This is a genomic window from Streptomyces changanensis (assembly GCF_024600715.1).
In the GTDB taxonomy this organism is placed as follows: Bacteria; Actinomycetota; Actinomycetes; order Streptomycetales; family Streptomycetaceae; genus Streptomyces; species Streptomyces changanensis.
This window is the reverse complement of the sequence record NZ_CP102332.1, coordinates 3,885,861-3,908,624: the sequence shown is the minus strand read 5'-3', so window position 1 is coordinate 3,908,624 and position 22,764 is coordinate 3,885,861. Positions and strand designations below refer to the sequence as shown.

The 22,764-nt window shown below is 70.8% G+C and carries 13 protein-coding genes; 7 read left to right on the top strand and 6 right to left on the bottom strand.

From position 1 onward, the window contains the following. Positions 1-142: 142 nt before the first annotated feature. From NRO40_RS17425 to NRO40_RS17400, 6 genes are all read left to right on the top strand, one after another. Entirely contained in the window at positions 143-496 is a 354-nt protein-coding gene (locus tag NRO40_RS17425; protein ID WP_058945461.1) for an SCO3933 family regulatory protein, read from the top strand. Continuing rightward, entirely contained in the window at positions 493-1,896 is a 1,404-nt protein-coding gene (locus NRO40_RS17420; RefSeq protein WP_306674875.1) for an FtsK/SpoIIIE domain-containing protein, read from the top strand. The genes NRO40_RS17425 and NRO40_RS17420 overlap by 4 nt, the downstream gene beginning before the upstream one ends. Before the next feature lie 35 nt (positions 1,897-1,931). Beyond that, positions 1,932-2,678 carry a DUF2637 domain-containing protein gene (locus NRO40_RS17415; RefSeq protein ID WP_058944481.1) on the top strand — a complete coding sequence of 249 codons (747 nt, stop codon included), beginning with the start codon at positions 1,932-1,934 and terminating at the stop codon, positions 2,676-2,678. A gap of 150 nt (positions 2,679-2,828) precedes the next feature. Further along, positions 2,829-4,274 carry a replication initiator gene (locus tag NRO40_RS17410; RefSeq protein ID WP_058944480.1) on the top strand — a complete coding sequence of 482 codons (1,446 nt, stop codon included), beginning with the start codon at positions 2,829-2,831 and terminating at the stop codon, positions 4,272-4,274. After that, on the top strand, positions 4,274-4,501 hold the full coding sequence (locus NRO40_RS17405) for a helix-turn-helix domain-containing protein (RefSeq protein WP_058944479.1): 228 nt from the start codon (positions 4,274-4,276) through the stop codon (positions 4,499-4,501). Before NRO40_RS17410 ends, NRO40_RS17405 begins: the two co-directional genes overlap by 1 nt. Continuing rightward, positions 4,501-5,808, top strand: coding sequence for a tyrosine-type recombinase/integrase (locus tag NRO40_RS17400; RefSeq protein WP_058944478.1), 1,308 nt, complete (start codon positions 4,501-4,503; stop codon positions 5,806-5,808). The genes NRO40_RS17405 and NRO40_RS17400 overlap by 1 nt, the downstream gene beginning before the upstream one ends. Positions 5,809-5,895: 87 nt before the next feature. Here NRO40_RS17400 and NRO40_RS17395 read toward each other — a convergent pair whose 3' ends face one another. From NRO40_RS17395 to NRO40_RS17385, 3 genes are read right to left on the bottom strand one after another with little or no spacing between them, the layout of a single operon-like run. After that, the gene (locus tag NRO40_RS17395) at positions 5,896-6,399 is read right to left on the bottom strand and encodes a hypothetical protein (RefSeq protein ID WP_232791233.1); all 504 of its coding nucleotides are present in this window, start codon (positions 6,397-6,399) and stop codon (positions 5,896-5,898) included. Then, the gene (locus NRO40_RS17390; protein ID WP_058944477.1) at positions 6,389-7,252 is read right to left on the bottom strand and encodes a hypothetical protein; all 864 of its coding nucleotides are present in this window, start codon (positions 7,250-7,252) and stop codon (positions 6,389-6,391) included. Before NRO40_RS17390 ends, NRO40_RS17395 begins: the two co-directional genes overlap by 11 nt. Continuing rightward, entirely contained in the window at positions 7,249-14,277 is a 7,029-nt protein-coding gene (locus NRO40_RS17385) for a polymorphic toxin-type HINT domain-containing protein (RefSeq protein WP_058944476.1), read from the bottom strand. The genes NRO40_RS17390 and NRO40_RS17385 overlap by 4 nt, the downstream gene beginning before the upstream one ends. A gap of 587 nt (positions 14,278-14,864) precedes the next feature. Between NRO40_RS17385 and NRO40_RS17380 the strand changes: the two genes are divergently transcribed. After that, positions 14,865-18,026 carry a DNRLRE domain-containing protein gene (locus NRO40_RS17380; protein WP_058944475.1) on the top strand — a complete coding sequence of 1,054 codons (3,162 nt, stop codon included), beginning with the start codon at positions 14,865-14,867 and terminating at the stop codon, positions 18,024-18,026. Positions 18,027-18,128: 102 nt separating this feature from the next. On the opposite strand, the gene NRO40_RS17375 is transcribed toward NRO40_RS17380, so the two are convergent. From NRO40_RS17375 to NRO40_RS17365, 3 genes are all read right to left on the bottom strand, one after another. Further along, a complete protein-coding gene (locus tag NRO40_RS17375) occupies positions 18,129-20,063 on the bottom strand; it encodes an AMP-dependent synthetase/ligase (RefSeq protein ID WP_058944474.1) in 1,935 nt (644 codons plus the stop codon). Positions 20,064-20,385: 322 nt separating this feature from the next. Continuing rightward, positions 20,386-20,988: a TetR/AcrR family transcriptional regulator gene (locus NRO40_RS17370; protein WP_058944483.1), complete on the bottom strand. Its 603-nt coding sequence runs from the start codon at positions 20,986-20,988 to the stop codon at positions 20,386-20,388. Positions 20,989-21,237: 249 nt separating this feature from the next. Then, positions 21,238-22,533 (bottom strand): dicarboxylate/amino acid:cation symporter, encoded by a 1,296-nt coding sequence (locus NRO40_RS17365; protein ID WP_058944473.1) that lies wholly within the window; start codon positions 22,531-22,533, stop codon positions 21,238-21,240. Positions 22,534-22,764: the final 231 nt, after the last annotated feature.

Below are 22,764 nucleotides of genomic sequence, written 5' to 3'. Positions count from 1 at the left end.
CGGCCGTAGCGCCTACGACGCATGCCCGCGTGGCCGACCTGATCGACCGCCCCACCTAATCGAGCGTTGCGTCTGTATCGCCGTAGCGCTATGGTCATGGCGAGTCGATCAAGCGACTCCATCGAACAAGGGGTGTGATGGCATGGCCATGACTCGAATTCGTGTTGCTCTGCTGCCGTCGGCGGTGTGCATCGCGGGCACCGACCCGACGCTGAAGATCAAGGACCAGCAGACCGGGGAGGTCGCCACCGACCGGGAGACCGGGGCGTCGCTGTACACGGTGACCGTGATGCTCATGGAGGACGGCCGGGCCGAGGTCCTGAAGATCACCGTCCCGGAAACCGGCCTGGCCGCCGGGCTCAAGCCGGGCGCGATGGTGCGGCCCGTCGAGCTGTTCGCGACCCCGTGGGCGCGGATCTTCAACGGTCAGCTCTCCGACGGCGTCGCCTACCGGGCCGCCCGCCTGGAGCTGGTGACGGTGGAGGCGGCACAGTGATCCGCTTCGAAAATTCAGTGCTGGAGTACGCGCCGGACGTGCTGCTGGCCGTGGCCGTGCTGGTCGGTGTGTGGCTGCTGGTGAGGGTGGTGTGCTACGTACGGGCCGACCGGGGCACGCGGGTGAGCATGTGGCAGGCCGTGCGGGTGCGGTGGGGCTGGGTACGGCTCGCGCGGATGGCCGGGCTGACGGTCACCGACAAGACCCCGGGCCTGCTGGGGCAGATCACCGCGCAGAAGGACGGCCCCGTCCCCGCGCCCCGAGTCCTGACGCCGAAGATCAAGGTGAAGCCGGACCGGTTCGGTGTGATCGTGCGGGCCCGGACGCTGCCGCAGGTCGGGGTGGAGGAGTACCAGAAGTCGGCGCGGTTCCTGGCGGATGCCTGGCGGTGCACGCGGGTGTCCGTGCTGCCGGACGGCCCCGGCAGGGTGGTGATCCGGGGCGTGCGCTCCGACCCGCTGACCACGCCGACCACGCACCGGCCCACTGGCCTCCCGCCCGTGGACCTGACGCGCTGGGAGCTGGGCATCGACGAGTACGCCGCGAAGGTGTGCGTGTCCCTGGCCAACGTGCCCGGGGTGACGGTGGCCGGCGTCCCGGGTGCGGGCAAGACCTCGGGGGTCAACAAGTTCGTCTGTGACTTCGCGCCGTCTGCGTCCGTGCAGTTCGTGACGGCGGACGGGAAGGTGTCGCGGGCCTCGGAGGGCGACTACGCCGACCTGGTCAAGCGGATGTTCGCGTTCTGCGGAGACGATCTCGATGAAGCGAACGCGCTGTTCAAGCGCCTGGTGGAGCTGCGCAAGCGGCGCTCGGCGACCATCCGGGACGTGCTGGGCGTGAAGAACATGTGGCACGTCGGGCCCTCGCCGCAGTGGCCGCTCACGGTCCTGATCATTGATGAGGCGCACACGTACTTCCGTGAGTACAAGGGAAGCGACCCGGCCACGAAACGGCTGGCCGCGCTGACGGCGGAGAACGCCCGGCTGGTGGAGGACCTGGTCAAGAAGGGCCGCAGCGTAGGCATCCTGGTGATCCTGATCAGCCAGAAGACCACCGGCGACGCCATCCCCACCTTCATCCGCGACGTGTGCCCCATCGGGCTGTCCTTCGCGCAGAAGACCGTGGAAGCAGCGGTGGCCGCACTCGGTGACGACATCCGCAACTGGCCCGATGCCAGCCCGGTCACCTTGCAGGACCCCGCCTACGTCGGCGTCGCGGTCATGGCGATGCAGGGCCGCCCCGGCTACACCCGCATCCGCACCCCCTACGTCTCCGACGCCGACGCCGCCCGCGTCGCCGAAGCCACCTCGCACCTGACCGCCGATCCGGACCTGTGCCTGGACGCCCTCCTCGCCTCGACCGGCCGGACCACGGCACCCCGGCCGTCGCTCGCCAAGTAGCCCCGAAAGCCCACACCGGAAAGGAGGTTGAGGGCATGGCGGAGGAACGGTTCACCCGGCGCACCGTGACCGTGGTCATGGCGGTTATCGCGGCCCTGGCCTTCGTCTTCTCCTTCGGCAACGTCTGGGCCCTCGCCCTGCGGCTCGGCGTCCCCCACCCGATCGCGCCACTGATCGCCCCCATGGTCGACCTGTCCGTCGTCGGGCTCCTGGTCGCCCTGCGCTTCCTCGCTCTGCGCGGCGTCCCCAAGGCGGAGCTGAAGGCCGGCACCCGGCTGCTGCACCTGTGCGGCCTGCTCACCCTCGCGCTGAACACCGCCGAACCGCTGTTGGCCGGACGCTACGGACGGGCCTGCCTGGACACCGTCGCCCCGCTCCTGCTCCTCGGCTGGGGCCACGTCGGCCCCGCCTTCCTCGCCCAGTTCCACACCCACACCCGCCCCAACCTGCACCTGGAGGCCACCGCCGCCACCCTTGCCACCGAGCCGGTGCCCGACGTCGCACCATCACCCGAATCGGCACCCCCGACGCCCGCCCCGCAGATCGCCGCCTCCCTGATCGAGGAGCTGGAGCCCGCTCCGGCCGCCGCTCCGCCGGTCGCCGTCACCACGACGGGCCGACCCGCTTCCGGCCCTGCCCTTCCGGCCGCCCTGCTGGACGCGGCCCGGCGCATCGCGGACACCCACCGCGCCGAGCACGGAACACCGATCACCGCCGCTCACCTGGGCACACGCATGGGCATCGCCCTGCCGGTGGCCACCACCGCACTCGCTCAGCTCTGAGCACCGGCCCCCACCGGCCACATCCCCCTCGCTGAACCCACGCCCGCCCCTGGGCCTGGTTCGCCATGCCCCGAGCAGCACCAACAAGCCGACAGATCCGGCTGGTTGCTGCTCGGGGCCACCCACCCGAACCGAAGGGACACGCCCCGAATGGTCACCCTGGACCTGCGCCACGTGGCAAGCCCCGCCGTACGGGACCTGCTCCACCTCGTCAACCACCCCGACTTCGACCGCGCACAGCAGCAGATCGAACGCCTCGGCGGCTGCGCCGAACCCATCCGCCTGACCGGACAGACCACCACCGTCGACACCACGACCGGCGAAGCCCTTCGTGCCTATACCTCCTCCGACGAGCCGACGGGCAGCCTGCTCACCACGTGCGGCAACCGCCGCTCCTCCCGTTGCCCGGCCTGCTCCCGCCTCTACGCCGCCGACACCTACCACCTCATCCGCGCCGGCCTCTCCGGCGGCAAGACCGTGCCCGACACCGTCCGCACCCACCCCCGCGTCTTCGCCACCCTCACCGCACCCTCCTTCGGCCCCGTCCACAACCGCCCCACCACCCCCGGCGGCGACATCAGGCCCTGCCGCTGTCACCAGCTCCACGGACCCACGGACGCCCTACTGGGCACGCCGCTGAACCCGGCGACGTACGACTACGCGGGTGCGGTCCTGTTCAACGCCCACGCCTCCGCTCTGTGGGCCCGCTTCACCATCTACCTGCGCCGCGAGATCGCCGCCCGGCTCGGCCTCACCCAGAAGGCCGCCCGCGCCGTGCTGCGGATCTCCTTCGCCAAAGTCGCCGAGTACCAAAAGCGCGGCCTGGTCCACTTCCACGCCGTCATCCGGCTCGACGGCCCCGACGGCAACACCACGCCCCCGCCCCCGTCTGCCACCGTCACCGTGCTCACGGACGCCATCCGGGCCGCAGCCCGCCGTGTCCGAGTGGCCCTCACGTCGGACGCGATCGGGGAGCGCGAACTCACCTGGGGAACACAGCTCGACGTGCGCGAGATCGCCGCCTTCGGCACTGACGCCGAACTCACCGACCAGGCCGTGGCCGCCTACGTGGCCAAGTACGCCACCAAGTCCGCCGACGCCTCCGGCACCCTCGATCACGCCCTGTTCTGCCGCCCCTGCCAGGGACGCGGCGCCACCCTCCTGCCTCATGGAACCCCGCTCCCGTGCACCGCTTGTGACGGCACCGGGCAGGCCCGTCCCCTGCCCCGGCTCGCCGTCGCCCGGCATGTGCGGCAGATGATCCGCACCTGCTGGGAGTTGGGCAGGCTGCCGGAATTCACCGGCCTCAAGCTCTGGAAGTGGGCGCACATGCTCGGCTTCCGGGGCCACTTCTCCACCAAATCCCGCCGCTACTCCACCACCCTCGGCGCGCTGCGCGACGCCCGCCGCACCTGGCGCACCGAACAGGCCCGCACCCACGCCGGCCTGCCCGAGTCCGACCCGACCACCACGCTCGTCGTCAGCCACTGGGACTACCTCGGCTCGGGCTACAGCCCCGGCGCCGCACTCCTCGCCGCACACGTCTGGCACCGCAGGGAACTGGAACGACAGTTCGCGGCCGAAGGAGGCTGTTGATGGCCTCGCCTCCGCTCGCTGTTTCCCCTGCGGAGGCGGCACCGGTACTGGACCTGCTCACGGTGCCCCAGGTGATGGTCCGCCTCCAGCTCGGCCGCTCCGCCGTCTACGACCTCCTCCGCTCCGGCCAACTCGCCTCGATCACCCTCGGCCGCGCCCGCCGCATCCCCACCCACGCCCTCACCGACTTCATCCACACCCGCCTCGACCAGGAAGCCGCCGCCTGATGACCATGCCCCGCGACACCCCCGCCTCCCGCCGTGCCCGCGCCAACGGCGACGGAACCGTCTACCAGCGCAAGGACCGCCGCTGGGAAGCCGCCGGATACGTCCTCGCCCCCGGCAACACCCGCAAGCGCATCCGCGTCTACGGCACCACCCGCAAGGAGGCCCTGTCCAAGCTCACCGAGAAGATCGCCGCCAGCAACCGCGGCCTCCCCATTCCGTCCGCGCAGGGCAGCGTGGCCGCGTACCTGACGTACTGGCTCGACGCTGTCGCTGTCCACCAGCTCCGCGAGAACACCCACACCCGCTACACCGCCGTCACCCGGCTCTACCTCATCCCCGGCCTCGGACGGAAGAAGCTCGCCAAGCTCACCGCCAAAGACGTCCGCACCTGGCTCAACCAACTCCGCGCCACCTGCCAGTGTTGCACCCGCGGCCTCGACACCGCCCGCCACCAACCCCTCTGCTGCGCCGCCGGAACGTGCTGCTCCAAGCGGCTCTCACCCCTGACCCTGGCCTACGTGCACTCCGTGCTCAAGTCCGCCCTGGAGCACGCGGTGCGCGAGGAGGAGATCCCGCGCAACGTCGCCCGCAACGTCCGCACCGGCACACCCCGACCCCGCCGCTTCGAACCCCTCACTGCCGACGAAGCGCGCACGTTCTTGGCCGCGACGAGCGGTCACCGGTTGCAGCCGCTGTTCGAGCTTGCCCTGCATACCGGGCTCCGCAAGGGCGAACTCCTCGGCCTGCGCTGGGAAGACCTCGACCTGGCCGGCGGAACCGCCAGTATCAGACGCACTCTCCAGCGCACCAACTCCGGCGGCCTGACCGCCCTCCCGACGAAGACCAAGAGCTCGGAGCGGCGCATCGTCCTGCCGACGCCGTGCCAGCGCTCCCTCGAACAGCACCGCGACCGGCAACTCCAGGAACGTGAGGCGGTGGGGACGGCCTGGCAGGACAGCGGCTACGTCTTCACCCGCCCCGACGGCGCCCCGATCGAAGGGTCCACCCTCACCCGGCACTTCAACACCCTGCTCCGCCAGGCCAGACTCCGCCGCATCCGGTTCCACGACCTCCGCCACTCGACCGCCACCCTCCTCCTGGAACAGGGAGTGGAACTCGTCGTGATCAAGGAGCTGTTGGGCCACGCCCACATCGGCGTCACCGCCACCGTCTACGCCCACGTCCGGCTCCGCCTCCAGCGCGACGCCATCAACCTCCTCGGACTCGCCCTCCGCGCTCCCGCTGACACCGGAAACCGGCCCGACGACGGTAACGAACCGCCGCTCTGCGCAGCCCCCGTCCGCTGACGTTGCCGTCAACTACTGCCGTCACGGCACGCTGAAGCCCCGCCCAGCATTGCCTGACGGGGCTTCAGATTTGCGTGTGTACGTGAGCTACTGGCCCCCGATGGACTCGCGGAACCGCCGCACCTCAGAGATGGTCGTCGACCACTCAGAAATTTGGTTCCCGTCCTCGTCAACCAAACTTCGAGCCTCCACATATCGCCAAGGCTCTTGCGGATTAAACTCTTCTTCGAGGCCATCCAGGAAGATGATCGAGTTTTGCACGTGGACAGCTTCCCCTTCCCGGTAAATGGGCCAGCAGAAGATGAAGTTAGCGGTCTCCGGGTCCGTGATCGAAGAGATGAGGCACGAGGTCGAATTCTCGCTCGCCTCAAGCTCCCTCAGGGCTCTCTCCCAACTTCGAGAGTAGTAAGCCAGCGTCCAGAAGCTCAGGTCCATCGGGAATGATTCTGAGAAATCCCCGACCGTGACCCTACCGGCGGCCTCGGAAGGCAACGAGACGCCACCCTCCGAGGCGGGATCACCGATCACTTCGATCGCGAATCGGTTATTCCTTGAGATAGCCGCCGCCCCGCCTCGCCCCTCACCCCTCACCAGGGCTCTCCCATACCGCTCTGACTACGCCGTCTGAATCCGGCACCACGGCGCACCACCCAGCCAAGACCACATCCGCCAGCATGAACGACGATCCCCTGCCCGTTACTTCGGCGAGACTATCGGCCCCCCCTGGGTGGGCGCGGTAAATGAGCTGGCCAGGCGTGAGCGGGGCTTCGAACGCAGTGAAATCTTCGTCCAATAGCCCCGCGTCGAGGCGCAGGTCCGGGTTTGCGACAACGCAGAGGAGCGAGCGAGGCCGTACAGCCTGTGCCACCTCCGCTACATTTCCCGCAGTCACCCGGAACCATCGGCAGCCGTAAGCGCCGTGCGCCCAGCGCTCACACAAGAGCACTAGCCCATCGGCCGCCGCTCGAACCAAGCCCCAAAACTCGTCATCCACAACGTCATCGACAAGTCTTGGCTCCTCCTCAGGATCCGGTTCCGAGGAACGCCACTCAAGAGACAGGTTGTCGCCAGCGAGCCCGGTAAGCGAATTGGCTACCGCTGGATCCATTGAGAGATGGATCGCCCCATCCCATCCCGACTCGACGCGAAGCCGCCCCGGTGTGATCAGTCGGCAGTACGGTCCGAACCCAGCCGCCATCCGCTCAGCGAGATCTATCGCCTCCGCCGGGTTGGCCTGCATCCCGTTCCGGAGCCTCCAGTACCGGTCAGGGAGCGGTTCGCTGACCAGCAACTCACTGACCTCAAGACGGTCAGCTCCGCATTCCTCGATCACCACGTTGAGCAACCTCCGCAAATCCGCCGCGTAGGCACTCCAGGCCGGCGCCTCTGCCAGGGAGGCTCGCACATGCTGGTCGCTCGGGCTGACGACAAGCTCGGCTGTCATTTGGCTAGCCACTTAAGACCCAACACCTCTCCTGTCGGGGATACATCCAGCCCATACGTTCCGTCCCGAGCCGAATCCTTCGTCGACTGGAAAGGATTACGGAAGCTGGCACCCTTGAATACCGCCTGCTTGTTATGCCCGGTCCGATCGTAGGTGATATACCGAGGTTGACCGCCTCCAGCCTTCTTGTTCTCCCAAATTGGGGCCCCGCCTGCAGACTTCATTTTGGTCCTCGTGTACCCCAGGAAATTCGCAACATCGTCAGACTGTGCACGCGTGAGCGAGTTGCAGTTGCTGTTGCTGTTGTGAACGAGTACCGGCGTCTGCCCAGCGAGTACATAGTACGTGTGCAGGTCTGCCACGGTGAGGTTGTAGGTGCGGGCGCGCTGTGTGAAGGGGCGATTGGCTGCGACGATGACCGTCTGCCCCTGCTCGGTCCGGAGAGTCATACCGGCACGGAGTGCGCCCGCCTCCACCCAGTCCTCTTCGGAGGGTGACCAGAAGGGGTGCTCGTGTGTCGCCGTGAGATTTTCGGAGCCTTCGGCCGTGACTACCGTCAGCTCGTTGAACTGCTTGTCGTCCTCGGTAGTGATCAGCTGCGTTATTTCGCGGCTGCCGGTTTCGCCGGTCACAGGGTCGGTCGCGAGGACCTTGTCACCGAGTTGGACCTGTTCGATCTTTTTCGCCGTACCGTCCGCCATCAGGACATCGGTGCCGGCGAGGAAGCACTTGCAGTCCGGCTTCTTGGGCTTGGAGCCACCAGGACTCTTCGACCGCTTCCCGAAAAGGGAGACGAGGAGTCCGGGCATCTGATAAGCGTCGCTGGTGACGTCATAGCCGTGACTCGCCATGTATTCGTCGTACTGCCGGCCGTAGTCGCATCCTTCGCTGCCGGGCCCACCGTTCCAGCAGTCTCCGTCACCGAGCCACCCGAAGTACTCGGCGGTATACGGGACGTTGCTAATCGTGCCGTAGAAGACTTCTCCGACTCCGTAGTAAACGGTGTCGAATGCTCCTCTCTCCTCGGTCTTGTTCCCCTTCACCTTGACCGTCGGCGGTTCACAGCCGCTGTTGCACGGATGGGGAGCAGGGGGCTTCGAGTAGTCGACGGCCTCATTCGGGCGGCCATTGCCACGCGAGCCGTCCGGCCGATTCGGGCAGCCCTCGTACGGACCGCCGCATGCCACCTTGAGGCCCGTGGGGTCGGACAAGTTGACGGGGTCCGCGTTCGCGTACGTGTACCCGTTCATCTGGAGCGGGTCCGTGATGTCCATGAGCGGGTCGACCGAGATGAAGCGGCCCGTCGACGCGTCGTACTCGCGGGCGCCGATGTGGGTCAGGCCCGTGGTCGGGTCGTCGATGCCGACGCCCAGGTACGTCCGGCGATCGGGCCAGGTGGTCGGTTCGGTGCCGCGCGGGTTGCCGTACGGGTCGAAGCGGCGGTGGGTGACAGCCTGGGCGGCGGAGAGGTCGACCGACGTGGTCGCCGTGCTGTGGTGGTCCGCCAGCATGACCGTCAGCTTGTGGCCCGTGGCCTTGCCGCCCGTCGTGCGGACGGTCGTCGGGGCGCCGGGGCTGCCGTAGTAGCGGCGGGCGTCCAGGGGCTGGCCGGCCGTGTTGACCACGACCTCCGCCTCGCCGAGGAACAGGGTGCGCGTGGTGCCGTCGTCCTCCACCAGGCGGTTGCCCGACGCGTCGTACAGGTACGACACGTCCGCCGTGCCGTCGTCGTTCGTGTCGACCGAGGTGAGCTTGTTGCGGCGGTCCCAGCTGAGGTTCTGCCGGTCGCCGCCCAGGACGCGTGCCGTGGTGTTGCCGGACGCGTCGTAGGCGTAGGTGGACCGGGGCTGGAACGTCGAACCCGGCTCCTTCACGACCGCGTCCACCTGGGTCAGGGTGTGCGGCTGGATCCGACGGGCGTCGGGCAACGTCGTGCCGTACGTGTAGGTGTACGTGTCGTCCAGGGCCGCGTCGGTGCGGTCGTGGACGGTCATGCTCGTGCGGTTGCCGATCGTGTCGAACCCGTACGAGTGCCAGTAGCCGCCGCCGTCGACGCCCGCCGAGACATTGGCTCGGGCGGGGCCGGCGCCCGGTGCCGTCGACGTCCTCGGGCAGACGGCGGACGCGTTGCCGTCGGTCCACGCGTGGACCAGGCGGCCCATCGGGTCGTAGGCGAAGCACTGCTCCTCGGTCCCGGCCGGCTGCTGGGCGGTGATCGAGGTGACGGTGCCGACCGGGTCGTAGCCGTAGCTCGTCGTCGAGACGGGGGTGGGGGCGGTCTCCCGGTTCGTCGTTGTCCGGTGCAGGCGGCGGGTGTTCTCGTCGTAGACGTTCGTCGTCCACACCCGGCGCGGTGCCTCGCCCGACGCCGTCCGGAGCACCTGGCCGTACGGGCTGAGGAAGGTGTCCGCGGTGTACCAGGAGAGGCCCGACACGGTGGTCGGTGAACCCTCGCCGTCGTAGCGGGTGACGACCCTCTCCGCGGCGAGGCCGCCCGGTGCGGCGGGCAGGTCGACCGTCTGAACCTTGCCGGTCGGCGTGTAGGTGGTGGCGTAGGCGTACGTGCCGGCCAGGCCCGTGGTCTGGGGGGTGCTGGGGATCGTCGTCTTCGATCCCGTGGGCCGGTACTCGGTGTCGTAGCCGGTGACCTCGCTGGTGAACGCGGCACCGGAGTGGTACCGGGTGGACGCCACCGGCTGCCCCTTGGCGCCGGGCAGGGTGTCGAAGGTCCACTCGGCGACCAGCGGGCCCGTCGCCGAGTCGTCGCGCAGTTCCGTCTGCCGGCCGAGCACGTCGTACGCCGAGTACTGGTGGCGGCCCTGGTTGTCGCGGGTCCAGACCTGCTGGTCGAGGGCGTTGTGGCCGAAGTACGCCGCGCCGGCGTCCGGGTCGGTCGCGGAGGTCTTGCGCCCGCGGGCGTCGTAGGTGTAGCTCCACGTGTTGCCCTGCGCGTCCGTCACCCCGACGAGGTGACCTCGGGCGTCGTAGGCGTACGTGGTGTCGATGCTCTCCGCCGACACGTTCTGGCTGGTGAAGTGCCGGGTCAGCGTGGTGCGTCCGAGGGCGTCCGTCGTCGTCTTCACGGCCCGGCTGCCGGAGAGCGGGGTCGCGCCGTCGGCCGACATGGCCGTCCGGGTCAGCGTCCAGTCGCCGCCGTACGCCGTGGTGCTGGAGTGCTGGGGCGCGCCCTCGTGGAGGGTCGTCGTGCGGGTCGGGCGGCCGAGTCCGTCGTAGGCGGTCCTGGTGGCGCTCGGCACCTGGGTGAGCGAGAGCGGAACGAAGATTTCCGGTTCGGGTTCGCCCTCCGCCAGGTACGCGTCGCGCGTCTCCTGCGGGGCGCCGCTCGCGTTGTAGGACGTCTCCGTCACGATGCGGCCGCCGCCGAGTGCCTCGCTCTGCGTCTGGCGCGGGCGGAGCAGGCCGTCGAAGAGGGCGTACGAGTCCTCGTAGGTGCCGTTGTCGCGCAGGACGCGGGTGTGGACCGCCGGGACCTTGCTGTCCTCGATCCGGTACGCGAAGCGTGCGGACGCGTCCTGGTTCACGGGGCGGGACGGGGACCAGATGCCGGTGATCCGGCCCAGTGCGTCGTACGTGGTCGTCGTCTTGCGGTTGTTGGGGTCCGTCACCGAGAGGGCGGAGCCGCGGGCCGGGTCCACGACGGTCGTCGTGGCATGGCCGGCGGCGTTGGTCTGGGTGACCTCGAACGCCGGCCCCGTCGCCGGGGTGTACGTCGTGGTGGTGGAGTCGCCCGCCGCGTCAGTGACCTTCGTGGCCCGGCCCAGCGCGTCGTAGGAGGTGCGCGCGGAGGTGATCCAGCCGGTGCCGCTGCCCGAGACGGTGTCCACCTGGTACGGCAGGCCCTTGGTGGGGGCCGCGCCGAAGGCGTTCAGCGCGTCGTAGGAGGTGCGGCTGTCGGAGACGATCCGGCCGGTCGGGGCGGTGGCGGCGTCGGCACATCCCCCGGCCGTGGTGCGGACCCGGTCGGGCAGGCCGATGAGATGCAGTGCCGTGTTGTGCACGTACGTGGTGACCGTGCACTTCTCGTCGGTCACGGTCTCGCCGCCCGTGGTGTTCGGCGAGGTGGTGAGCGAGTGGACCGTCGTGGGCAGCCCGTAGGTGTCGTCATGGGCGGTCAGCGTGCGGACGGTGCGGGTGCTGCCCCCGTCGAGGTACTGGATCGAGTCCGTGCGCAGCGTGCCGGTGCGGTACGCCTCCAGGGCGGGCAGGCCGGGGCGCGCCCGGGACGCGGTCAGTTTCGCGTACGGCCAGGACACCTCACGCACGGCGAGACTGCCGCCCGCCTTGGTGTAGGTGAGGGTCTCCGCGGCGCGGCCCTGGTGGGCAAGGACGTCCTCACCCAACTCCAGCGTGCCGGTCGAGTCCTTGACGAGGACCTGGGCTCCGCCGGCGTCGCGGGACATGCCGCGGAAGTAGCGCGTCGTGACCTGGGACTGCTCGGTGGCTTCCGCGCTGCCCGTGTGGGCGGTGGCGCCCTTCCTGACGGTGACGCTCGCGTAGCCGCGCCACTGGTCGTAGGTGCGCAGCGCGGGCTTGGTGAACTCGTCGGTGTTCTTGGCCCAGGCGGCGCCGGTCTGCTCGTCGTACGCGTAGCTCGTCACGACGTCGGGCTGGCGGGCCACCGCGTCCTTCTCGGTGACCTTCTCCACGACGTACTTGTTGAACCACTCGACCGGCTTGGTGTAGCCGCTCTTCTGCAGGTTCTCGTCCGAGAACGCCTCCGGGTCGGGAGACCAGTGGACGGGGAAGCAGCGGCTCTTGTTCGAGGCGGAGACTGCGCGATCGCCCATCGGGCAGGGGTCGGAGTAGTCGACGTGGATCTCCCCTCCCGTCTCCGTGCGGATGGTCTCGATGCGCAGCCGGTCGAAGTCCGGGGTCTGGTCCGATGTGCTCCTGAGAACGCGGTTCGGCATGTCGGCCACGTTCGGGACGAACGACACCGGCGGCAGGTCCTTGTCGGTCTGCCGGCCCAAGGCGTCAGGCTTGCCGAAGCCGACGCGGGAGAGTGACTCGAGCCACAGGGGCGGATGCGTGTCCGTGCGCTGCCGGGGGAAGGACTGGTGCAGGGTCCAGCGGTCCACCAGGGAGAGGGCGGTCGAACCGGGGGTGCGCTGGCCGTGCGTCTCGATCGACGACAGGCGGACCCGGCTCCAGAAGGTGGGGGCGCTGACGTAGCAGTTGTCGGCCGTGGCCTTGCAGTGCAGGGTGGACGGCGTGTCCCACCACGGCTGCTTGTCCTGGTGGTTCTTCGACTCGAACTTGGTCTCGGAACAGGTCGTGGCGCTGCCGATGCAGCGCGGGGCGGCGTTGAAGACGACCTTCCCGGCGGGCGGGGCGGTCAGGGCCCCGGCGCGCAGGCCGTACAGGATCTGCGTCGGGTAGCCGTCACGGTCGTAGGAGACGGCCGCCGTGGACTTCTCGTTCTTCGCGTACCGGTTCTGCTCCTTCTTCCAGTCGACGACCATGGCGTTGCCGTGGACGTCCTCGACGTAGTCGAGGTTCCAGCGCCACACCTGGGTGCAGGAGGAGGCCGCGTACGTGGCTGCGTGGCAGGGCTCGCCGCCGTGGTTGCCGAAGACGGGCACGGTGAGGGCGGAGTTCGTGGGCGCGGTGCGGCCCGGCAGGGTGTTGCGGCCGAACCAGTACCGGGTGCCGTCGCGGGTCGTCACGACCCAGTGCTCGCCGTCGTGGCCGGCGGTCTGCGCGCTCTTCCCGGAGCCGTTCTTGTCCCGGTACTCGATCGTGGCGCCCGTGTCGTTCGACGCGGTCCAGGTGGAGGTCCCCGCCTCGTGGACGAGTTCGGTGGAGGAGCCGCCCAGCGACATGACGACGTTGTCGGCCGCCCAGCACAGGTCGGACTTCTTCTTGTCCGTGCTGTTGCCGTTGTTCGGGGTGCCGGAGCGGTCGTCGTTGCAGGAGCGGTAGCGGCGCTCGATGAAACCGGGGTGGTAGTCCCAGCCGTCGCCGATCCAGGACGCCTGGCCGTTGGCGACGGAGGTGCGGCCGTCGACGGACTGCGAGGAGTAGCTGAGGGTGATGCTCGGGGCCGGCCCGGCCGGCGGCGCCGGCACCGTGACGGGGTACGACCAGGAGAAGCCGCCGCCGCTGCCGCCGGCGGTCCAGCTACCGGTGGTGGAGAGGCTGGTCGCCTTGTACGTGCCGCCCGCGCCCGACGCCGAGTCGGTCGCGGCGAGGACGACGGGGCCGCCGCCCGCCTGGGTGGACAGTCCCTGCGCCTGGCCGGCGGCGGGGTCGACGGTGGCCCGGACGGTTCCGGTGGCGGGATCGTTGCTGCTGGGCATGGCGACGGGGGTGGCGCACTCGTCCAGCTGCGGGTCGGTGAGGAAGCACTCGGGGAGCTGGACGAGCTGGAGGCGCGTCGACCACTCGTTGCCGAAGAGGTCCTCGAACCGGCCGTAGTCGAGCTCGACGTCGACCGGTGTGGAGCCCGCCTCGGGCGGGGTCAGCTTGATGAGGGCGCCGTCCACCGCCGTGTCCTCGGTGGTGGTCCGGGGTTCGACCGTGACGTCCCAGGTGCCCGCGGGGGCCGGGGGTGCCGGTGTCTCCTCGGTCGGTGACGCCTGGCCGATGCGTACGGGCAGGGTGCCCGCCTGCACCAGCTGCTCGCCCGCGCCGTCGAGCGGCACCGGGGTGGTGCCGCCGGCCGGGGGCGTGACCTCGGTGGGTTCGTAGTCGGCCGGGGGTTCGACCGGTCCGCCGGCCCAGCTGGAGAGCTCCTCCATCCGGGCCTGGTCCGGGTCGATCACCTCCTCCTGCTGAAGCTCCTCCAGGACCGGCCCGGTGCGCGGGGCCGGAGGGGCAATGGCCCACGCCTCGGCCGGCGGCAGGGTCACCGACAGGATCGCCGACAGCAGGACGCCGAGCCCGCGGGCCCGGGTCGGCCGGCCGGTACGGCGGCGGGGTTGGCCGGAGCGCCGCGTCGAGCGCGTCGACGCGGCCGGGTTTCCGGGCAGACCGAAAGTGCGTCCGGCATCGGACGAGGACATGGAACCCCCCACTTCCGCTGCGGGCCGGGAAACACGGGAGGCGCGCAGGGAATTCGACAAATAGCCCGGCGATTGTGCAGGGGCGGCGAACACGAAATCCACAAGCCCGGGGCAGCTGTGACATCAATCACCTGCGAAAGCGCGGGAATTCGTGGCAAAGGTGCCCTACGGGTCATTTGGGGGTACGTGATCCCCGGCCGTCGGAGAAGCGGCGAGAGCGCCGATCCCGCCATCAACGTGAACCAACAGCCCTGGATGGCGCGCCTTTTCGGGGCGTCTGCGGCTTTTTCCCGACCGACCTCGGAGGAGGAGTCCTGCACGGACTGGAGAGCGGCACAGGAAGGACGCTTCCGACGCTTCTACGGTTCCCCCGGAAGCCGGGTGACGAAAGCGTGAAGATGGTCCATGCTCTGCTGGCGCACTTCTGCGCGAAGCAGTAATTCCGAGGGTCGCTCAGCATCCAGGCACCCGCGGGGGGAAAGGGAGTCATGGACGCCTCGAAGGCTGCCGGTAACAACGAGAATTCACCGCCGGAGGGGCGTGCCGTGGTGGCGGCTGGGCCCGTATCCCCTTGGGCGGAAAGGGAATTGGGGCGCACCCGTGGGCGGCGCGGTCGCTTCGCGGCGCTCGCCGCCGTGTTGGCGCTCGCGGTGGCCGTTCCCCTCGGGCTCCGGCCGGACGGGCGGGCGCCCGACGCCCCCGCTCCGCGCGCGGACGCCGACCGCGCGCCCACGCGGGCTCTGCCCGCGCCGGACGCCGTACGCGAGGCCCGGCGCACCGGGAAGGACGTCGAGGTCACGGGGCGACGGACCGCCACCTCCACGACGTGGGCGCAGCCGGACGGCATGCTGCGGACCCGTACCCACGGCGCCGCCATCCGCGCCAGGGTCGGCGGCGAGTGGAAGCCGGTCGACACCACGCTCCGGCGGGTGGCGGGCGGTTACGCCCCGAAGGCGGTCAACGACCCGCTCCTCTTCAGTGCGGGCACCCCGGCGGGCGGAGGCTCCGGGGCCCGCGCGTCCCGTTCCGTGCGTACGGCGCTGGTCGCCGACGGGCGGGCCGACGACGCCGGCTGGCACGACCTGGTCCGGCTCACGACCGGCGGGCACGACCTCGTCGTCCGCTGGCCCGGCCCTCTGCCCGCCCCCGTGGTGGACGGGCCCCGTGCCCTGTACGAGGACGTGCGCCCCGGCATCGACCTGGTCCTCACCGCCCGCGACAGCGGCTACTCGCACGTCCTCGTCGTCAAGGACCGCGCGGCGGCCGGCGACCCGCTCCTCGAGCGGCTCCGCTACCGCCTGGCCTCCCCCACCCTGAGCTTCCACCTGGACGCGAAGACCAAGGCGGTCAGCGCCCTGGACGCGGCAGGCCAGGAGGTCGCCGCGGCCCCCACGCCCTACATGTGGGACTCCGCCGGGCCGGTCAGGGCCACCGTCGGCGAACCGGCCCCGAGCGTCGACCCGGAGGTGCGGGACACCGCGCTCGCCTTCCCCGGCCTCGCCGGGCCGCAGCCCGGGACCCGTGACTCCGTGCTCGACGCCTCCCTCGGCGAGAGCCAGGCACTGGACATCGTCGTCGACAAGGGAATGCTTTTTGACCCGGCGACGGTCTACCCCGTCTTCGTCGACCCCTCCTTCAAGGGGCACAGCGCCAACTGGACCCTGCTGTACAAGAAGTACCCGAGCTCCAGCTTCTACAATGGGCAGAACTTCAACGACGGATCGAACGAGGCGCGCGTCGGGTACGAGGCCGACTCGGGTGGCCTCTCCCGCTCCGTCTTCACCTTCGAGTTCGACCCCGCGATCCGCAACGTCTCGAAGGCGTACTTCCGCGGCCTGCAGACGTACTCGTGGGGCTGCTCCACGCGGCAGTACAACCTGTACCTGACCAGCTCGATCTCCCCCACCACCACGTGGAACAGCCAGCCGAGCTGGATCCGGCTCCTGGACGACCAGACCAACGGGCACGGGTACAACACCACCGACTGCCCGGACCAGTGGGTCGCCATGGACATCACGTCGGCGGCGCAGGAGGCGGCCCGCAAGGGATGGCAGAGCCTGCCGCTCGGACTGCGCGCCGCCAACGAGGGCGACACCCACTCCTGGAAGAAGTTCGGGGTGAACGCGGAGACCGCCCCGTACATCGAGGTCCTGCACAACGACCCCCCGACCGAACCGCCGGCCACCTCGATGCGGACGTCGCCGGGGACCACCTGTGACACGGTGTCGCCGTTCCCGGCGGTCGGCCGGTCCGACATCACGTTCGCCGTCTCCGCCACCGACCCCAACGGCGACCTGAAGTCCGTCACGCTCAGGGTCTGGCCGACCGGCAGCCCCACCACCCCGGTGGTGAACGTGACCCTCACGCCCACCAGCCGCGGCAGCATCAACCACCTGGTCCCCTGGACGTCGTTCGGCAACGGCAAGACGTACTCCTGGCAGGCGCTGGCCACCGACGCGGGCGGCCTCTCCTCCGCCTGGGGTCCCGCCGGGACCACTGCCGCCTGCCAGTTCACGGTCGACCACTCCGCACCCGCGGTGCCCGGGGTCTCCTCCGACGCTTTCCCGGCCGCCGAGGACGACGGCTCCGTCTGGTCCACGGTCCCCTTCGGCACGGCCGGGCTGTTCACCTTCTCGACCGGCGGCGCGACCGACGTCAAGGAGTACCAGTACAGCTTCGACACCGCCTTCGACATCAAGGCGACTCCCAACCCCCTGCGTGAGGGGCGGGCCGTCGTCTCCCTGTCGCCGCTCCACGCCGGGCCGAGCGTGCTCTACGTCCGCGCCGTGGACGACACGGGCAACATCTCCAAGGCGCGGGTCTACGAGTTCTACGTCCGCCCGGCACCCGTGCTCGACAGTCCGATGGACGTGACCGGCGACAAGGTGCCGGACGTCTACACCGTCACCGCCGAGGGCAACCTGGAGCTGTACGCGAAAACCCTCGGCACGGACCGGCTGCACCGCGGCATGCCCGCCGCGTACACCACCGAGGGTGGCGCGGCGAGGCTCGTGGCGCCCGGCTACTGGTCCGGGGCGGCCCTCTCCCACAACGGCGACTGGCTCCCGGGGGACGGGGTCCAGGACCTGGTGGCCCGCATGGCCGACGGCCGGCTGTACCTCTACCCGGGCGACGGATACTCCGGCTTCGACGTCCACAAGCGCGTCGAACTGCTCCTGCCGGCCGGCTCCCCCTCGCCGGCCGCGATCCGGCAGGTCCTCTCCACGGGCGATGTGACCGGTGACGGTCGCCCCGACCTGCTGGCCATCGCCGGGAACGACCTGTGGGCCTTCACCGGCTACACCGGGGGCGCCTTCGCCAAGGCGACGAAACCAGCCGGTGAGGCGTGGGCCGAACGTGATCTGGTGCAGCTGGTCAACCTGGGCGGGGACGCCGCGCCCGACCTGGTATTCCGGGAGAACTCCGTCGGCCAGGTGAGGGTGCGGTACGGGAGGAACGCCGCGAGCGGCGGCCTCGACTTCGCCTCCCTCGGCACGCGGACGGCCTCCGCCGGACAGTTGGACACCTACGGTGCCTCCTCCTGGTCACGCACCAACATCCCCGTCCTCGCCGGCACGCCCGACGTGAACGGCGACGCGGTGCCCGACGTGTGGGCCCTGCTCGCCAACGGCGACGTGCGGATCTACCCCGGCCGCACCGCCGGGCAGCCGCTCAACGTCACGGATGCCTTCTACGTCGTGATGAGCACCGTCGGAACCAGCTGGGCCGGACACGGCACCATCGGCTGACCGCGCACCCGCTCGCGGGCCCGACCGCCCCGGCTCGGCCGCTCGCCCGCGCGCCCCGGTCCCACGCTCCCCGCACGGGGCGTGGGGCCGGGGCGGCGGTGGTCAGGGGGCGTACAGGCGGTCGATCTCGGCGGCGAAGTCGCGGGTGATCGCCGCGCGGCGGAGCTTCAGGGACGGGGTGAGGTGGCCGGCGGCCTCGGTGAAGTCGCCCGTCAGGACGTGGAAGCGCCGGATGGACTCGGCGCGGGAGACCAGGCGGTTGGCGTCGTCGACCGCGCGTTGCAGGGCAGCGCGGAGGGTGTCGTCGTGGACCAGGTCGGCGAGGGGGACGTCGGTCTTCTTGTGCATGCGGCGCCAGTGGGCGAGGCCGTCCGGTTCCAGGGTGATCAGGGCGGTGACGTACGGGCGGTCGTCGCCGACCACCATGCACTGGCCGACGAGCGGGTGGGCGCGCAGCCGGTCCTCCAGCGGGGCCGGGGCGACGTTCTTGCCGCCGCTGGTGATGAGGACGTCCTTCTTGCGGCCCGTGATGGTGAGGTAGCCGTCCTCGTCCAGGGCGCCCAGGTCGCCGGTGGGGAGCCAGCCGTCGGCGGAGGTGGCGGAGCCAGCGGTGGCGGCGGGGCCGGCCGGGGCGGCGGTGGGGCCGGTGGTGGTCGCGCCGGTGGTGGGGCCGTCGGGGTTCCAGTAGCCGGTGAAGACGTGGCCGCCCCGCAGCAGGATCTCGCCGTCCTCCGCGATGCGCACCGCCGTGCCGGGCAGGGGCCAGCCGACCGTGCCCAGCCGGGGGCGCTGCGGGGGCGTCACGGTCGACGCGGCGGTGGTCTCCGTCAGGCCGTACCCCTCGAAGACGGAGATGCCCGCGCCCTCGTAGAACGCCGAGAGGCGGCGCCCCAGCGGTGATCCACCGCAGATCGCGTACCGGACGTGCCCGCCGAGCGCCGCCCGGATGCGGCGGTAGACCAGCGGGTCGTACAGGGCGCGGGCACCGCGCAGGGCGTACGAAGGGCCCGGTCCGGTGCCGTGGTGGGCCGCCTCGACGGCTTCGCCGTAGCGCCGGGCGACCGTCGCCGCCCGGTCGAAGGAGGCGGCCCGGCCCATCTTCTCGGCCGTCGCCCGCGCGGTGTTGTACACCTTCTCCAGGACGTACGGGATCGCGACCAGGAAGGTCGGGCGGAAGCCGGCGAGGTCGGCGAGGAGGTCGTCCGTCGCGATCGACGGGGCGTGACCGAGGCGGACGCGGGCGCGCAGGCAGCCGATCGCGACCATCCGGCCCAGGACGTGGGAGAGGGGCAGGAAGAGGAGCGTGGACGCCGGTTCCCTGCTGACGGACCGGAAGACGGGGTGGAGCAGTTCGACGGCGTTGTCGACCTCGGCGAAGAAGTTGCCGTGGGTCAGGACGCAGCCCTTGGGGCGGCCGGTGGTGCCGGAGGTGTAGACGAGCGTGGCGACGCGGTCCGGTGAGAGGCCCGCGCGGCGGGCGGTGACCACTTCGTCGGGGATCCGCTCCCCGGCCTGCCGGAGGGTGGCGACGCCTCCGGTGTCGAGGGCCCACAGGTGCGCCAGGCCGGGGAGCGCGCGGCGCTCGGCGCTGATGAGCCGGGCCTGTTCCGTGTCCTCGACGACGCAGGCGGCGGCGCCCGAGTCCTGGAGTATCCAGCGGGCCTGGTAGGCGGACGAGGTCGGGTAGAGGGGCACGGTGACCAGTCCGGCCGCCCAAGCGGCGAAGTCGACGAGCGTCCACTCGTAGGTGGTGCGGGCCATGAGGGCGAGGCGGTCGCCGGGGCGCAGGCCGTGCGCGATCAGGCCCTTCGCCACGGCCAGGACCTCGGCGGCGAAGTCGGCGGCCGTGACGTCCCGCCAGACGCCGTCGCGGTCCTTGCGGGCGAGGACCGGCGCGGCGGGTTCCGCGCGGGCGTTGTCGAAGGGGATGTCGGCGAGCGAGCCGTCCGTGACGGGCGGGGCGAGGGCGGGGACGGAAGCCTCGCGTACCGCGCCGTCCACGAGGACGCGCTGCGGGGGGACCGGTTCCACTGTCACGTGCGGCTCCTTGCGGTCGGCTGCCGTGGTGCTGTGGGTGGGGTCGTGCGGTGGAGGGGGCGCGGGGGACGGAGGGGGGTCCGGGGGAAGCGGGTCACGCCGGGGCGAGGGGCGGTGCGGGCCGGGCGGCGCGGGGTCGTACCGGGGTGCGGTCGTCGGGGCGCTCGGGGATACGCGTCGGGGGCGCGCGGGGGTTCGCGTCGGAGCGTGCGGGGGCACGCGTCACGCCGCTTGTTGACGGGCAAGTCAACTTACTTGTTGGTAAGTTAGCCGCCCCCCGCCCCCTTCGGCAATGCCTCGTCCGCTCTCGCCGCGCCGGCGTTCAGACGGCCCCCGGGGACCAGCCCTCACCCCGCGCCAGGTCGCCCAGGCCCGACCAGGCGAGGCGCATGAGGGTCGCGGCGGCCTCGCGGGCGTCCACGCCCGGCGTGGCGTTGGCCCAGTCGGCCAACGACTCGGCCGCCCCCACCAGGGCGTGCGCGAGCCCGGCCACGTCCCCGTCCGCGAGCCCCGGGTCCCGGTGGACCTCGCGGGCCGCGGCGCCGATGAGGGACGTGACGTACGCGACGATCTCCTCCCGCAGCGCCGCCACCTCCGCGGCGAACGGCTCGCCGTGGGTGCGGGCCTGACGGTGCAGCACCGCCCAGCCGTCGGGGTGGTCCGCGGTGTGCGCGAAGAACGCCGTCAGCCCCTCCCACAGCCGTCGCTCGACGGGTACGCCGGGTCCGGGGGCGCCCGCGCCCGCCCGTACGGCCGCCGTCAGCGCGGCCGCCTCCCGACGTATGCAGGCGCTGAACAACTCCTCCTTCGAGTGCAGGTAGAGGTAGACGAGCGGCTTGGACACGCCCGCGAGTTCGGCGATCTCCTCCATCGACGCCGCCCGGTACCCGCGCCTGCCGAAGGTGCGCACGGCGGCGTCGAGCATCTGCTGCTCGCGTTCCGCCCGCGGCAGCCGCCTCGGCCGTGCGCCGCCACCGGCCACGCCACCCGTCCCACCCGTGCCGGTCGCGGCACCCGCGCCGGCCGTGCCACCCGTGCTCTCCACCGGCGCCCCGCCTCCTCATGATCGGCAGCCCGTAAGCCTACGGGCCGCTGCCCCGTACCCGAACGCCCGTGCCCCCCACCGGAATCGGCGGGGGGCACGGGTCGGGGTACGGCGGTGGCGGCGGGGGCGTCAGGCCGCGACCGGCGGCAGCGACACCTTCCGCTCCGCCTCCCGCGACTCGTCCTCGTCGACCGGGGAGGCCGACGCCGAGTGGTACGCGTCGAGGTCGAGGATCTTCTCACGCGCGGCGACGATGACCGGGACGAGCGCCTGGCCGGCGACGTTGGTGGCGGTGCGCATCATGTCGAGGACCGGGTCGATCGCCATGAGCAGGCCGACGCCCTCCAGGGGCAGGCCCAGGGTGGAGAGGGTCAGGGTCAGCATGACGGTGGCGCCGGTCAGACCCGCGGTGGCGGCCGAGCCGATCACGGAGACCAGTGCGATCAGCACGTACTCCTTGACGCCCAGCTCCACGCCGAAGATCTGCGCGATGAAGATCGCGGCGAGGGCCGGGTAGATCGCGGCGCAGCCGTCCATCTTGGTGGTGGCGCCGAACGGGACGGCGAAGGAGGTGTACTCCTTCGGCACGCCGAGGCGCTCGGTGACCTTGACCGTGACCGGCATGGTGCCGACCGAGGAGCGGGAGACGAAGGCCAGCTGGATGGCGGGCCAGGCACCCTTGAAGAACTGGACCGGGTTGACCTTGGCGACGGTCGCGAGCAGCAGCGGGTAGACGCCGAACATCACGAGGGCGCAGCCGATGTAGACGTCGGCGGTGAAGGTCGCGTACTTGCCGATGAGGTGCCAGCCGTACTCGGCGATGGCGTAGCCGATGAGGCCGACGGTACCGATCGGGGCGAGGCGGATGACCCACCACAGGGCCTTCTGGAGCAGTTCCAGCACCGACTCGGCGAACGTGAGGATCGGCTGGGCCTTCTCGCCGAGCTTGAGGGCGGCGATGCCGGCGACGACGGCCATGAAGACGATCTGGAGGACGTTCAGCTCGGTGAACGGGGTGATGACGTCCGTCGGGATGATGCCGGTGAGGAAGTCGAGCCAGGAGCCGGCGTGCTCGGGCTTCTGCCCGTCCTTCGGCGTGAGGCCGGTGCCGGCACCGGGGTTGGTGAGCAGGCCGATGACGATGCCGATGACGACCGCGATCAACGACGTGATCATGAACCAGAGGAGGGTGCGGGTCGCCAGCCGGGCGGCGTTGTTCACCTTCCGCAGGTTGGTGATGGACACCAGGATGGCGAAGAAGACGAGCGGCGCGACGGCCAGCTTCAGCAGCTGGACGAAGATGTGGCCCACCTTGTCCAGGGTGGTGTGCAGCCACAGGACGTCGTGGCTGCGGGTGATCCAGCCGAGGACCACGCCGAGGACGAGGCCCGCGACGATCTGCACCCAGAAGGGCGGCAGGGACATGCGGCGCGCGGGCGGGGACGTGGGCGCGGAAGCGGGCGCGGACACGGACACACTCCAGAAGGGCGTGAAGGGGTACGGACTGGGGGTTCGGGGTGGCGCCCGCGCGCGGGGGCGGCGCGGCCGCGTGGTGCCGGGCGGGGCGGGTTCCGGGCGGGAACCGGGCGCCGGGCGTGAGCGGGAGGCTCAGACCTCGCGGCGACAGGCCGCGGACACACGGCGGCAGAGGTCGAC

Bases quoted from the DNA above. Each gene is read 5' to 3' on its own strand.
- NRO40_RS17425 (WP_058945461.1), top strand. From the start codon at position 143: ATGGCCATGACTCGAATTCGTGTTGCTCTGCTGCCGTCGGCGGTGTGC.
- NRO40_RS17415 (WP_058944481.1), top strand. From the start codon at position 1,932: ATGGCGGAGGAACGGTTCACCCGGCGCACCGTGACCGTGGTCATGGCG.
- NRO40_RS17410 (WP_058944480.1), top strand. From the start codon at position 2,829: ATGGTCACCCTGGACCTGCGCCACGTGGCAAGCCCCGCCGTACGGGAC.
- NRO40_RS17405 (WP_058944479.1), top strand. From the start codon at position 4,274: ATGGCCTCGCCTCCGCTCGCTGTTTCCCCTGCGGAGGCGGCACCGGTA.
- NRO40_RS17400 (WP_058944478.1), top strand. From the start codon at position 4,501: ATGACCATGCCCCGCGACACCCCCGCCTCCCGCCGTGCCCGCGCCAAC.
- NRO40_RS17390 (WP_058944477.1), bottom strand. From the start codon at position 7,252: ATGACAGCCGAGCTTGTCGTCAGCCCGAGCGACCAGCATGTGCGAGCC.
- NRO40_RS17385 (WP_058944476.1), bottom strand. From the start codon at position 14,277: ATGTCCTCGTCCGATGCCGGACGCACTTTCGGTCTGCCCGGAAACCCG.
- NRO40_RS17370 (WP_058944483.1), bottom strand. From the start codon at position 20,988: ATGCTCGACGCCGCCGTGCGCACCTTCGGCAGGCGCGGGTACCGGGCG.
- NRO40_RS17365 (WP_058944473.1), bottom strand. From the start codon at position 22,533: ATGTCCCTGCCGCCCTTCTGGGTGCAGATCGTCGCGGGCCTCGTCCTC.